The organism is Niastella yeongjuensis (assembly GCF_900110245.1).
Taxonomy (GTDB): Bacteria; Bacteroidota; Bacteroidia; order Chitinophagales; family Chitinophagaceae; genus Niastella; species Niastella yeongjuensis.
Genome location: NZ_FOCZ01000012.1, coordinates 189,733 through 202,893, shown reverse-complemented (window position 1 = coordinate 202,893; position 13,161 = coordinate 189,733). Strand labels below are relative to the sequence as shown.

Annotated in this window: 11 protein-coding genes and 1 pseudogene; 2 read left to right on the top strand and 10 right to left on the bottom strand. The window is 46.1% G+C overall.

Features of this window, described 5'->3' with window-relative positions:
• The 3 genes and pseudogenes from BMX95_RS26780 to BMX95_RS26770 form a co-directional block, all read right to left on the bottom strand.
• Nucleotides 1-227 (bottom strand): annotated as a pseudogene (locus BMX95_RS26780) (IS110 family transposase); the annotation flags it as partial.
• Between the two features lie 104 nt (nt 228-331).
• Complete coding sequence (locus BMX95_RS26775; RefSeq protein ID WP_081197993.1) at nt 332-826, bottom strand: cytidine deaminase; 495 nt, start codon at nt 824-826, stop codon at nt 332-334.
• Nucleotides 827-901: 75 nt separating this feature from the next.
• A complete protein-coding gene (locus BMX95_RS26770) occupies nt 902-2,485 on the bottom strand; it encodes a S26 family signal peptidase (RefSeq protein WP_081197994.1) in 1,584 nt (527 codons plus the stop codon).
• A gap of 181 nt (nt 2,486-2,666) precedes the next feature.
• On the opposite strand from BMX95_RS26770, the gene BMX95_RS26765 reads away from it, so the two are divergent.
• The gene (locus tag BMX95_RS26765; RefSeq protein WP_081197995.1) at nt 2,667-3,593 is read left to right on the top strand and encodes a MerR family transcriptional regulator; all 927 of its coding nucleotides are present in this window, start codon (nt 2,667-2,669) and stop codon (nt 3,591-3,593) included.
• Nucleotides 3,594-3,625: 32 nt separating this feature from the next.
• Here the strand turns inward: BMX95_RS26765 and BMX95_RS26760 are convergent, their stop codons facing one another.
• Nucleotides 3,626-4,789 carry a sigma-54-dependent transcriptional regulator gene (locus BMX95_RS26760; RefSeq protein WP_081197996.1) on the bottom strand — a complete coding sequence of 388 codons (1,164 nt, stop codon included), beginning with the start codon at nt 4,787-4,789 and terminating at the stop codon, nt 3,626-3,628.
• 71 nt (nt 4,790-4,860) lie between these two features.
• On the opposite strand from BMX95_RS26760, the gene BMX95_RS26755 reads away from it, so the two are divergent.
• Nucleotides 4,861-5,640 (top strand): DUF4846 domain-containing protein, encoded by a 780-nt coding sequence (locus BMX95_RS26755; RefSeq protein WP_207631506.1) that lies wholly within the window; start codon nt 4,861-4,863, stop codon nt 5,638-5,640.
• Between the two features lie 431 nt (nt 5,641-6,071).
• Here the strand turns inward: BMX95_RS26755 and BMX95_RS26750 are convergent, their stop codons facing one another.
• From BMX95_RS26750 to BMX95_RS26725, 6 genes are all read right to left on the bottom strand, one after another.
• Nucleotides 6,072-6,908: a universal stress protein gene (locus BMX95_RS26750; RefSeq protein WP_165758828.1), complete on the bottom strand. Its 837-nt coding sequence runs from the start codon at nt 6,906-6,908 to the stop codon at nt 6,072-6,074.
• A gap of 16 nt (nt 6,909-6,924) precedes the next feature.
• Entirely contained in the window at nt 6,925-8,505 is a 1,581-nt protein-coding gene (locus BMX95_RS26745; RefSeq protein WP_081197998.1) for a DHA2 family efflux MFS transporter permease subunit, read from the bottom strand.
• A gap of 15 nt (nt 8,506-8,520) precedes the next feature.
• Complete coding sequence (locus tag BMX95_RS26740; RefSeq protein ID WP_081197999.1) at nt 8,521-9,624, bottom strand: HlyD family secretion protein; 1,104 nt, start codon at nt 9,622-9,624, stop codon at nt 8,521-8,523.
• Nucleotides 9,625-9,666: 42 nt separating this feature from the next.
• Nucleotides 9,667-10,992, bottom strand: a complete 1,326-nt coding sequence (locus tag BMX95_RS26735) for a TolC family protein (RefSeq protein ID WP_081198000.1) — start codon at nt 10,990-10,992, stop codon at nt 9,667-9,669.
• A gap of 152 nt (nt 10,993-11,144) precedes the next feature.
• Nucleotides 11,145-11,717 carry a TetR/AcrR family transcriptional regulator gene (locus BMX95_RS26730; protein WP_081198001.1) on the bottom strand — a complete coding sequence of 191 codons (573 nt, stop codon included), beginning with the start codon at nt 11,715-11,717 and terminating at the stop codon, nt 11,145-11,147.
• Between the two features lie 414 nt (nt 11,718-12,131).
• Nucleotides 12,132-13,118, bottom strand: coding sequence for a pyruvate dehydrogenase complex E1 component subunit beta (locus BMX95_RS26725; protein WP_081198002.1), 987 nt, complete (start codon nt 13,116-13,118; stop codon nt 12,132-12,134).
• Between the last annotated feature and the right edge of the window lie 43 nt (nt 13,119-13,161).

Genomic DNA, 13,161 nt, shown 5'->3' with positions numbered 1-13,161 from the left:
ACACATTTAAAATCAGCCCCACTATAATGACTGCGCAAATGTTTAATTAATGCGTCACTATCAGCTGCCATACGATGATTACCAAGACAGATCCCTTTATACACCTTGGCTACCTGGTAGTCCTTTTGATGCACATCGATCCCTACACAAATCGTTTTACCGCTATAATCGATTATGTTTCTACCTTTGGTTTGGGTTTCGGAAGCGGCTGAAGTTTGCTGTTTCATAAAATTTAATTTTTATGTTTTGTAATCAGCAAAGTTCTTCTTTGCAGCCGATTTTCGGACTGCTGCTGCTCCGAAACCCTTTTACATAAAGACTTTTGCCCTTCCTACCATTCCCCCTTCAGTTGCTCGCTCGTAAAGGCCAGCGGCAATAGAATACTTGAGTTGGGGATCACATATATTTTTCCTTCCATGCCTCCGAGTATTAACCGGATGGGATGGCTTACGCGGGATTCAAATTCCTGTAGGGATTGCCGGCAAATTCCGCAGGGAGAAATAGGATGATCGCTATCGCCATTACCCGTTTGATAGCTGATGGCCATCGTTTCAATAGGTATTTTGGGATACAGCGAGGAGGCTGATGCCAGCAATACGCGCTCGGCGCACAATCCCACGGGGAAAGAAGCATTCTCCTGGTTGCTGCCGGCTACAATTTCGCCATTGGCCAACTTGGCTACCGCGCCTACCTGAAAATGAGAATAGGGTGCATACGCATGTGCGGTCACTTCCCTTGCTTCATTCAATAACCAGGCGTCTTCTTCCTTTAACTCCTCGATAGAATCATACACTTCAAACGAAAACTTGAATTCCTCTTTTTTCATAATCCATGAATTTACCAGACAAAAAATCCTTCCCGCAAACGGGGAAGGATTATTAAAGATAGTGAATTATGTCTTTTAATGTATTGATCGGAACATTCGGTTCCACCGGATACCTTTATCCCAGCTCATCCAGATCAACCAGGCCTCACCCACTACGTGGTCTTCAGGAACAAAACCCCAAAAGCGGCTGTCCTGCGAACGGTGGCGGTTGTCACCCATCATCCAGAAATAGTTCATTTTAAAGGTATAGCTGGTAGTTTCCTGTCCGTTTATAAAGATCTTGCCATCGTGTTCTTCCCAGGTATTGTTTTCATACACCTTGATAGCACGTTTATAGATAGCAATGTTTTTAGCATTCAGCTGAATGGTTGCTCCTTTTTTAGGGATCCACAGCGGACCGAATTCATCCACACTCCATAAAACCAGTGCAGTATCGCGCGGGAAAATACGGGGGTCGCCCACATTCTCCAGCTTACGGGTAACATTTACGCCGGGGAACTTTTTCAGGATCTCCGCTTCCGACTCGGTCATATTGATCATATAACTATTGGCACCGTAGGGAATGAAATCAGGATTTCTTTCATCCGTATTCAACCTGATACCAGCTTCGCGCAGATCATCATCGTTCAGGACCTTGTTATTGGTGGTGGTCACCATATAATCGGTAGCCGAAGTAGGTGAAATGTAAGCTTTCTTACCGTTCACATATAAAATACCATCTACGATCTGAATGGTATCGCCAGAGATGGCCACACAGCGTTTGATGTAATTTTCGCGTTTATCAACCGGGCGGGTCATGATGGTATAATCGCTCCACACAATTTCCCGTGCTTTTTGTTTGCTTACCGCCTGCAACTCTGCTTCGTTGGCAATTTGCCCCTTCAGCTGCTGGTATTGCCGCATTTCTTCACTTTGCAGAATGTCGTAGTAGGGGTCCTGGGAATCCAGTTCTTTGGTGAGCGTATCCCCTGCGGGGAAGTTGAACACCACTACATCATTGCGTTTAACCGGACTGGCAAACCAGCGGGTATAAGGCAGGTGAATGATCTCGGTATATGATTTCGAGTTGGTAATAGGCATGGTGTGGTGCACAAATGGAATGGCCAGCGGCGTATTGGGAATACGCGGACCGTAGCTGAGCTTGCTTACAAACAGGAAGTCGTTTACCAGCAGGGTCTTTTCCATGGAGCCGGTGGGGATCGTATATGCTTCAAACACAAATACCCGGATGAGGGTGGCCGCCACTACGGCAAACACGCCCGCATCGATCCACTCCCGTACTACCGTTTTTTTATGGTTCTTTACAGCATCGGGCCCCAGGAACTTCACTTTTTTGTCATAACCAATGTAGGGGAAATACACAACCGACAACAAAGCCGCTGCCGCATGATCGACGAAGCTGAACCGGCCGAACAGTTTTACAAATTCAACCAGTAACCAAATGCTTATAAACCAACCAGCTACAGGTATAAACTGCCAGTAGAACCAGTGCCGTTTCAGGCTGGTCTTCTTCATGATTTCCCAGATGTTATAGAAAGGCACCCAGGCTTTCCAGGACTCAATTCCCGCTTTTTCGAATAATTTTACCAGGCCAAAGGCAGGCAATTCTACGATAAGTAAGGATATTAGTATTATTACGAACAGATCGTGTAAACTCATTATGGGGCAATTTATTAAAAAAATCCGGGCAAAAATACCATATTAATTCTCACAGAAACAGGCCAATAACGAACAATTTGCCAAAAAAAGTGTTTAACATTGTTCGTATGGGCGCTATTTATGACGAGCAGTATTTTATCAGTTGCATTAGTTGTAATATCTTACTTTTTGTTACAATACTATGAATCTCTTTTCCATCCGGGATATTGAAAATTTAACAGGCATCAAAGCGCACACCCTCCGTATCTGGGAACAACGCTACAATCTTTTCTGCCCAAAACGCAGGGAAAGTAAGCACCGTTTCTATGATTGTGAGGACCTTAAACACCTGTTACGTATTGCTTACCTGTATAACCAGGGCCATAAAATTTCACAAATCGCCTGCTGTTCGCCCGAAGAAATGGCAAAAATGGCGTTGGAAGCAAAGCCTGATACAGATAACTACGAAATTTTTATCAATCAATTAACAGAAGCCTCTATCGATCTGGACCAGCCCCGGTTCGATAAAATAATGCATAACCTGATCTTACATGCCGGGTTCGAAAAAAGCATGATCAATGTGCTGTTCCCCTTTCAGAAAAAGATCGGGGTATTGTGGTTAACCGGTCAGGTAATGCAGGCGCATGCGCATTTTGCCCGCGCCCTTATCATAAAAAAGACGATGGTAGCCATCGACGGGCTTGAAAAACCGGCGTATACCGGCGGGCGTCGGGTATTGTTGTTCACCCCGGCCGGCGAACACCACGATATTCCGGGCGCAGAATGCGTGGAGCTCCCATTACTGTTCATGCATTACATGCTGAAGAAAGAAGGTGTGCCCACTCTGTATATGGGGAAGAATGTTCCGCTGAACATGTTAGAGACCATCTGCTCGCTGCAGCCGGTTACACAATTGTATTTCCTCGTAATACCCAATCTGAACAAATGCGACATGCACGAGTACCTGAAAGAGGTAGCCAGCATGTTCCCCAATAAAGAAATTGTTTTTTCAGGCCTCGATGCCTGCCATTGTAGTTGTGAACTGACGAATGTGAGGTTACTTAAAACAGTGGAAGAGAAAAGAGCTTTCCTGAAAGAAGGAAAAGAAATTAACCAGTTGACGAGTTAACAGGTTAACTGATCAACTGGTTAACTGATCAACTATCTCTTAGGAACTACATACGCATGTACATCGTCGGGGATAATGACCTTACCCGATAAGATGATCAAGCGCTCTACTACGTTACGCAGTTCGCGGATGTTGCCCGTCCAGTTATGTTGTTTCAATGCATCCAGTGCGTCTTTATCGATGCCTTTCTTGGGAATACCATAGTCAGCACAGATATCGGTCAGGAATTTATCAACCAGTAAAGGAATATCTTCCCGGCGATCGTTTAACGATGGCACGTGAATGATGATCACACTTAAGCGATGGTATAAGTCGAGGCGGAAATTCTTATCATCCACTTCCTTCAACAGGTCTTTGTTAGTAGCCGCAATTACGCGCACATCCACACTGATGTCTTTATCCCCCCCTACCCGCGTGATCTTTCCTTCCTGCAGGGCGCGCAATACTTTGGCTTGTGCAGACAGGCTCATATCACCGATTTCATCGAGGAACAAGGTACCGCCGGAAGCCTGTTCAAATTTGCCGATGCGTTGTTTTACCGCGGAAGTAAACGATCCTTTTTCATGGCCGAACAGTTCGCTTTCTATCAATTCACTGGGAATGGCGGCACAGTTCACTTCTACCAATGGGCCAGCGGCGCGGTTGCTTTTTTCGTGCACCCAGCGGGCCACCAGTTCTTTACCCACGCCATTTTCACCGGTTACCAGAATGCGGGCGTCTGTAGGCGCTACTTTATCGATGGTTTCTTTGATCTTTATAATGGGCCCCGATTCGCCGATCATCTCTTCCACCTTGCTCACCTTGCGTTTTAACACCTTCGCTTCGGTAACCAGGTTGTTTTTATCCATTGCATTGCGAATGGTTATCAGCAGGCGGTTCAAATCTGGTGGTTTGGCTATATAATCATAGGCGCCTTTCTTCACTGCTTCTACCGCTGTTTCAATAGTGCCGTGGCCGCTGATCATGATCACCGGTACATCCGGATTGGCTTCCCGGGCTTTGTCCAGGAATTCAATACCATCCAGCTTGGGCATTTTGATATCACACAACACCACATCATAGGCCTTCTCTTTAAATTTCTTCAACCCTTCTTCCCCATCGCCGGCCTCTTCAATTTTATAACCTTCATATGACAGGATCTCGCTGAGGGTTTTTCGGATAGCTTTTTCGTCGTCGATAATTAAAATGTTTGACATAGTTAGTTTAACAGTCTTTAGCTATGGAATAATTACTTTTTTTCATCCCAAAAGTCTTCAAATGTAACAATATGAAACGGAACATCCTCATGACAATTATCCTGCCGCTTTTCCCTATTGCCTGCATAGAAAAAACCGCAAATTCAAATATTCCCCTACATACTACACAAATGATTAATACAATGCCGGCTGCGGTGAGCGATATATCCCTGCCGGCAGGTTTTAAACGCCTTACATATCCTGCTATTTCATTTGCCGCCTGGTTACGCAAAATTCCTATTAAAAAGGATGCCAGGGTGTACCTCTTCAATGGGCAGCTCAAGAAAAACCAGGAAGCGCAGTACGCCGTGCTGGATATCCCTGTTGGCAATAAAGACCTGCAACAATGTGCCGATGCAGTAATGCGGTTACGGGCACAATACCTGTACGATCAAAAACGATATAATGAAATTTCATTCTCCGACAACAGTGGTAAAAAATATACCTGCCCCGGCAAAATAGACAGCATCCACTTTGAACGTTACCTGGAACAGGTGTATGGTATGTGTGGTACTGCTTCGCTGGAAAAACAATTGCACCCCGTTCGTACATTCAATTCCATTCAACCGGGTGATGTGTTGATAAAGGGTGGGTCGCCGGGACACGCTGTGATGGTAATGGACATGGCGGTGAACAGCAGCGGAAAAACCATTTATTTGCTGGCGCAGAGTTATATGCCGGCGCAAAATATCCACCTGCTAAAAGACCCGATGGATACAGCATTGAGTCCCTGGTACGAAGTAAAAACAGATAACTCTTTCATTTACACGCCCGAATGGACGTTTACTCCCGGTCAGCTGCGGCGGTGGTAAATACTGCTTTTTTTACAAGGGGAATCCTTAGTAAAACTACCTTGCAAACTTTAACAATACATATTATTTTGTAGCCACATATCCTTTCGAAAAAATTATTTAATCAAAATCCGTTACTATGAAAGCATCTGCTGTAGATGTTAAATATACCCCGTCGTTAATAAAAGTAATTGCCAGATTAGCCATATTGGGAGGTTTAATATTAGGCGGCATGGTTGGCCTGCTGACCTTGTGTTCATTTCTCCTGCACTAAGATATTTCTGAAGAATTTTTGTATTAATATCCGAAGCAAGCAATAAAAGCTCCAATCTATTGGGGCTTTTTTATTAGGAACAACTTTTCGTTTGCGCAGTATATGGTTGAAAGTTTAAAGTTTAAAGTTTAAAGCCCTAAGCAGTCTTTACTTTAGACTTTAAACTTTCAACTTTAAACTATTGTATAAACTCTTCCTGCTGCCTTACCGATAATAATGGAATGTGATTTAGGTACACCAGTCCTTTGGTATGGCTCTTTTGAAAGATATTGTGCCAGATGCCATGGCGGGTGGGGATCACCAGCAGCATGTCGATATTTTCTTCCGAAGTAAAATCGTCTATGGCTTTTATTACATTACTAAATTCCGGTTCAAAATAAACCGGGGTCAGGTCGGCCAGGCTTTCCTGCAAAATGTGTTTGTTGTGTAACGCTTCATCGGTGATCAGCTCCTGTGGTGCTACTACATTGATCACATACAACGAGGCATGGGTAAAACCTACCAGTTTCCGGATAACAGATACCGGCACCTGCAGGTTCTTCCGATAATAATTACACGCAAAGGCTATTTTATTAATAGGCCGGAATTGCACCTGTGCGGGGATCACCAGCATGGGCACCGGCAGATCGATAAATGATTCGATGATATTCGAATTCCAGGAAAGCAGGTTGGTATAATTGCCATCAGTGCCCATCACCACGAGTACCGCATTTGATTCCACCACTTTGCGCAGCAGCTCTTCCTGAAAAATACCGGTTACCATTTCCGTATCCATCTGTATAGATGGATAATTGGTTTGCACCCACTGGTATTCCTGCTCCAGCAGGGTGGCATCGTGTTCAATGATCTGTCCCATGGCGGCTACCGCAATGGCATCGCCTGTCATGTTACCGGGAAAGTCATAAATATTCATTAATACCAGGCGGGCCTGTGTGTTCTGTAATAAGGAGCAGGTGTAGCTGAGCGCATTTCGCGCAGCAGCGGAAAAATTGGTAACTACCAGTACTGTAGACATAACGATCTCCTTTTTATTAGTGGGCGGCATCGGCCATGCTCACTTTTGCTTTAGAGCGTTTAATAAATATCAATACAAAGGGTACACAAACGAGGAACATACAGCCTATGTATAAGAATATATCCATGTAAGAAAGGATGGTTGCCTGTACCGTTACGGAGCCTTCCAGCAATTGATACGCGCTTTTGGTAGCTGTATTGGCCGCCATGCCTTTTGCCTGCATTCCGGCCGCAATGCCATGCACGCGTGCCTGTACTGCCGGATCATAAATATCAAGACTGCGGATGAGGTTACCGCGGTGGCCAACAATATCCCTGGTTAAATAAGTGGAAATAAGCGCCACACCAAATGACCCACCCAGCTGCCGCATCATACCCGAGAAGGCAGCGCCCTGTGCTATTTCTACTCCCTTTAAGGTAGACAGGGCCATGGTGGAAATAGGCACCGATAACAGTCCCAGCCCTACCCCACGTACCATCAGCGGCCAGAAGAAATCGTCGCCGCTTGTTTGCGGGGTTATGACTTTATAGGTAAACAAACTGTAAATGAAAAATACGATCATCCCCATAGCGATCATGTATTTCTGCGATACGCCCCGCTGGATCATTTGTCCAACGATAGGCATCATAAAAGCTACCATCAGCGTACTGGGGATCATCAACAAACCAGATTGGGTGGCATCCCACCCCAGAATGGTTTGGGTATACAGCGGAATGATAAAGGTGGAACCAAACAAACCAAACCCCTGGATAAATGACAGGATAACCCCCATGCGCAGATTACCATTGCGTAATACTTTCAACTCAACAACGGGGTATTTGTAGACCATCTGTCGCCAGATAAAACAGTAAACACCGAGGATGGCCACTACGGTCAATATGATAATGAGATTGCTGTTGAACCAGTCGTCTTCCTGGCCTTTTTCAAGAATGTATTGTAAGGCGCCTACGGAGACCGTCAATAAAAATATACCTAACCAGTCGACCTGGTTAACCGGGCGTTTTTCTGCATACTTCGGACTGCGTACATATTGCAGGGTGAGCAGGGCCGCAATAATACCAACAGGTATGTTGATGTAGAAGATGTATGGCCAGGAAGCATGGTCAACGATATAACCACCGAGTGGCGGTCCCAGCGTTGGGCCTACAATTACCCCCAGTACATAGATGGCCTGTGCCATGGCCCTTTTTTCGGGCGGATAACTTTCGGTAATAATAGTTTGGGAGGTAACGAGCAGGGCACCCCCGCCGAGGCCCTGAAGAAAACGAAAGACGATCAGCTCAACCAGGCTGGTTGAGTTACCGCATAAAAATGACGCGACGGTGAAAATAATAACCGATGCCGCAAAATAATTTCGCCGGCCAAACTGTTGCGACAGCCAGCTGGTCATGGGTACTATAATAACATTGGCAATTGAATAGGCGGTAATTACCCAGCTTATTTCATTGAGGGTGGCACCGAGGCTTCCGCGCATGTCGTGCAGGGCCACGTTCACAATGGTAGTGTCTATGATTTCGAGCAATGCACAAAACACCGCTGTGATGGTAATGATCACCCGTCGTGAGCCATATTCTACCAACGATCCTTGTTGTTCCATATTCATGCTTATTACTTAATCCAGGTGCACATCTACATTCACGTTCATACCGGCCTTCAGTTGTTTCACCAGGGAATCCTGTTTATTGAATTCAATTTTTACGGGTAAGCGTTGGACTACTTTTACAAAGTTGCCGCTGGCATTATCGGGTGGCAGTAAAGCAAACCGCGCGCCGGTAGCAGGTGAAAAAGAAGTAACGGTGGCATCAAAATCATGACCGGGGAATGCATCTACGTTAATGGTCACCTTTTGTCCAATGCGCAGGTCATGAAACTGGGTTTCTTTAAAATTGGCCACTACCCAGATGTCGTTGTCCTGTATTACGCTGAAGGTTGCCTGACCAGCCTGTAAGTACTGACCAGCCTGTACATTTATCTTTGACGTAATACCATCTGCCGGAGCGGTCACTACGGTGTAGGATAAATTCAGTTTGGCATCTTCTACATCCACCAGCCGTTGTTTAATGGTTGAGCTGGCTACATTCACCTGGGTACCGGTCGCATTGCTTTGTGTGCTCACGGCATTGGTAGCACGCGCAGCCTGGTTCCTTTGTTCCTGCAATACCTGCAATTGCTTCTCCGCCTTTTCTTTGGCGGCCTGGGCCCCCTCAAACTGTTGCAGGGTGATGGAGTGGTCTTTGATCAGGTTCGCGTAGCGGTTGTAATCCTGGGTAGCCTGCCATACGCTTACTTTGGCCGCTTCAATTTGGGCATCGGCGGCTTTAATTGCAGCGGCGGAAGTACCAATGTTCGCTACTGCAGCCTGTGAAGTTGCCCGGGCAGAAGTGAGGTTGCTTTTAGCAGTTCCCAATGCGGCTTCTGCCTGATCGAGTTTCAGTTTCAGATCCCGGTCATCGAGCAACAACAGGGTATCGCCTTTCTTTACCGGCTGGTTGTCTTTTACCCTTACTTCTGTTACATACCCTGAAATCTTCGGGATCACGGGGTTGATGTTGGCTTCTACCTGTGCATCATCGGTTTCTTCGTGATGTTTTGCATGCAGGTATTTACTGATGCCAAATGCACCACCCACTATTACTAAAATGATCAGGACAATTAAAAATCCCCGGCTTTTCTTCTTAGGGGCGGCTTCTGCGCCTGTTTGTTGAGTTGTTGCCATATAATACTATTATTCCCTTTTTCTAAATGGGTTGTTCAAAAACTATTGATTGATCAAACCTGCTTTTTGCAATAAGGTTTGATAAGCCAGTACCAGTTCGGCCTTTGCAAAGGCTACGTTTAACCGGGCCTGTAACTGCGACACGTCAGCGTCGAGCAGGTCAGTCAGCGTAAGCAGGTTATTGGCGTATTTGTTTTTATTGATGCGGTAATTTTCAGTAGCCTGGTCAAGCGCCTTGTTGTATACTTCTATCTTTTTTACGCCCGACAGATAATTCAGGTAAGCCTGGTTTATCGACAACCGGATGGCATCATCGAGCATAGCCATACTGGCGGCCAGTTGTGTTTCCCGGGCTTTTGCCTGGGCTACTTTTGAATTTGTTTTCCAAAGTGACGACAGGCTGTATTTCAGGCCAAGACCGGCATTGAGCGCATTGGTGATCACCAGGAACCGGGGAATATCTGCCAATACATAACCACCGGTAAATGCCAGGGATGGGTAATTGTCGCCTTTGGCTATTTTCACGTCCGACTGGGCTGCCTTTTGGCGGTAATCGAGTGCTTTCAGGTCGTACCGGTTGGTAGCTGCCAGTTGTTCGTACTCTTCAATGGTTTTTACGGTGGCGGGGGGTACAAAGCTGGCTGAGTCAGCTATCAGCTGTGTTTTTTCGGGAAGTCCCAGCATGAGGTCCATATTGACCATTGCCAGCTGGTGGTTATTCTGGGCATCGAGCAGGGTAAGCTCCAGGTTGGAGGTTTCCTGTTGTGCCTTTAACAGGTCGTTTCTTGCCAGGGTGCCGTTGCGCTCCAGGTTAACAAAGTCTGTGTCGCGCTGGCGGCTCTGTTGCAGATTTTCTTCTACCAGTTTTACGGCGGCGCCGGCTTTATACAGATTTACATAAGCTGCAATGGCATTCAGGATTACACCCTGGCGGTCGTTGTCTACATCCAGCTGGGCAGCTTTTTCCAGAAACTGGGCCGATTCAACGCCGTACTTTACTTTAAACCCGGCAAAAATGGGCATAGACACATTGGCCATCAGCAAATAAGCCTCGTTGATATTTGCCGGTGAGATGGCGTTGCTGTCATTACCGGCTGTGGCCGTTTTAATATCCAGCTTGGGGTGATTTACCCGCAAATAGGTGCCATTGACGCCAACATCGGGCAATCTTCTTTCCGAGGCTTCTTTGGTAGCGGCCACTGCTTCGGTAATCTTTGCCTGGCCAAGCTTCAATTGTTTGCTGTTTTTAATACTCAGGTCGATTGCTTCCTGTAAGGACAGCTGTTTGCTTTCCTGGGCTGAGGCGACCATACAACTGCCCAGCAAACAAAAAAGCAGCAAGATTTTACTCAGGTTAGTTCTATTCATACAAAATGTCTTTTAACAGTTCCGGGTTCAGCGTTCCGGGAATACCAATACAATCAATCATTTGCAATTAAGGTACCCCCGGCAGGCGGCGTCCTGGTGGCCGGTGACACCTTATTAAATGAATAATTATTCATTTAAAGGGTAAAAAAAATTTAGGCCTTAATGCCATCCCAACACAGCTGGAAGTTGGCTTCCAGGATCTCGCCGGTCAGTTTCAAATGGTAATACATGGCCCTTTTGGCAATTTCGTTGATGGTGCCGACCATAAAGCCCAGCAGCCAGATGGTGTCGATATCCTTTATCAGGTGTTCCTTTTTCCCTCTTTCGATCAGGTGCAGCAGCGGTTCAAACATCTTGCGCAGCCTGGTCTTCGATTCTTCATCGATAAAGGGTGAATGAAAGCATTGCTCGATGAATATGCTCTCGTTAAAATGGGCCACCCGGCGTTGTACAATATTCAACCAGATGGTATGAAAACCGATCTTGAATGGTTGCTCCGGGTCGTAATTGCTGAAAAAGGTGCTGGCCGAACTTCTGATACACACATCGAACAGGGCATTGATCAGCGCTTCCTTGTTTTTAAAGTAGATATACAGGGTGCCGGTGGCAATGCCGGCCTCTTTGGCCACCATTTGCATAGTGATACCCGCCAGTCCGGTCGCCTTTACCAGGTTAAGGGTAGCCTTGTAAATTTCATTGATCTTATTCTCGTCTCTGGGTTTCACGGGGCAAATTTAAATGAATATTTATTCAGTTAAAAGGGTTGGGGGGACTTTTTTTAAGATGGGGTTATTAGGTTCTTGGGGTCGCGGGTTATTGGGTTCGTGGGTTCGTAGGTTATTAGTTCGCGGTCCCTGGCGGAGTCGGGCGCCTGATTCTGGCTTTCCCTTATCAACCTCATCAACTCCGTCAACTTGTTAACCTGTCAACTTGTTAACCCGTCAACTCCTTTCTGCCCACTGCCTAATGCCTTTCTTCCCATTGCCTCAACCCACCCCTACCCCTCCCAGGAGGGGATTTCTTAAAACCGGCATTTACTAAACGACATTCATTGCCTATTCAAAAAAGAAAAGGCAACAGGCCAATGGCTGCTGCCATTTTCCTGTTGCCTTTTCGGTATTTTAAGAGTTACGTCTTACTTACTTTCTTTGGTACATCACTTCTTTTACCAGGCGAACTGTTTTATCAACAGTTGGTAAAGCTCCATCGATCAGCGTTGGTGCGTAGTGCAGGGGCGCATCTGCAGCGGTAAGGCGGCGGATAGGCGCATCCAGGTAGTCGAATGCTTCTTTTTGAATGCGGTAAGCAATCTCAGAAGATACCGAACACATGGGCCATTGCTCTTCAACGATCACCAGGCGGTTGGTCTTTTTAACGCTTTCGAGAATGGTATGCCAGTCGAGCGGACGAATAGTACGCAGGTCAATCACTTCAGCGCTTATGCCTTCTTTTTCCAGTTCAGCGGCAGCGCCCAGGGCAACCTTCATCATTTTATTGTAAGAAACGATGGTAACGTCGCTACCCTGTTTCTTTACATCGGCTTTACCGATCTCGATAATGTATTCTTCTTCAGGAACTTCGCCTTTGTCGCCATACATTACCTCACTCTCCATGAACATCACTGGATCTTCATCGCGGATGGCGGCTTTCAACAAACCTTTGGCATCGTATGGGTTAGAAGGAGAAATTACTTTAATACCGGGGATATTTGCATAATAGCTTTCAAAAGCGGTAGAGTGCTGGGCACCCAACTGGCCGGCAGAACCATTTGGTCCGCGGAAAACGATGGGACAACCAATTTGTCCGCCGCTCATAGCCAGCATTTTTGAAGCTGTGTTTAAAATCTGATCCAATGCCAGTACGGCAAAGTTCCAGGTCATGAATTCAACGATAGGACGTAAACCGTTTTGAGCAGCACCTACCGCAATACCGGTGAAACCCAACTCGGCAATAGGGGTGTCAATAATTCTTTTGGGGCCGAATTCTGCCAGCATACCCTGGCTTACTTTATAAGCACCATTGTATTCAGCTACTTCCTCACCCATCAGGAAAATCCGGTCATCTTTCCTCATTTCTTCACTCATAGCTTCGCGGAGCGCTTCGCGAAATGCGATAGTTCTTGCCATTCTGTATTCAGTTTTTAAAACCCGGCAAAATTATTGGTTGATG

Excerpts from the sequence above, each read along its gene's own strand:
- BMX95_RS26775 (WP_081197993.1), bottom strand. The coding sequence starts at position 826 with ATGAAAAAAGAGGAATTCAAGTTTTCGTTTGAAGTGTATGATTCTATC.
- BMX95_RS26755 (WP_207631506.1), top strand. The coding sequence starts at position 4,861 with ATGAAACGGAACATCCTCATGACAATTATCCTGCCGCTTTTCCCTATT.
- BMX95_RS26735 (WP_081198000.1), bottom strand. The coding sequence starts at position 10,992 with ATGAATAGAACTAACCTGAGTAAAATCTTGCTGCTTTTTTGTTTGCTG.
- BMX95_RS26765 (WP_081197995.1), top strand. The coding sequence starts at position 2,667 with ATGAATCTCTTTTCCATCCGGGATATTGAAAATTTAACAGGCATCAAA.
- BMX95_RS26760 (WP_081197996.1), bottom strand. The coding sequence starts at position 4,789 with ATGTCAAACATTTTAATTATCGACGACGAAAAAGCTATCCGAAAAACC.
- BMX95_RS26740 (WP_081197999.1), bottom strand. The coding sequence starts at position 9,624 with ATGGCAACAACTCAACAAACAGGCGCAGAAGCCGCCCCTAAGAAGAAA.
- BMX95_RS26770 (WP_081197994.1), bottom strand. The coding sequence starts at position 2,485 with ATGAGTTTACACGATCTGTTCGTAATAATACTAATATCCTTACTTATC.
- BMX95_RS26750 (WP_165758828.1), bottom strand. The coding sequence starts at position 6,908 with ATGTCTACAGTACTGGTAGTTACCAATTTTTCCGCTGCTGCGCGAAAT.
- BMX95_RS26745 (WP_081197998.1), bottom strand. The coding sequence starts at position 8,505 with ATGGAACAACAAGGATCGTTGGTAGAATATGGCTCACGACGGGTGATC.
- BMX95_RS26725 (WP_081198002.1), bottom strand. The coding sequence starts at position 13,118 with ATGGCAAGAACTATCGCATTTCGCGAAGCGCTCCGCGAAGCTATGAGT.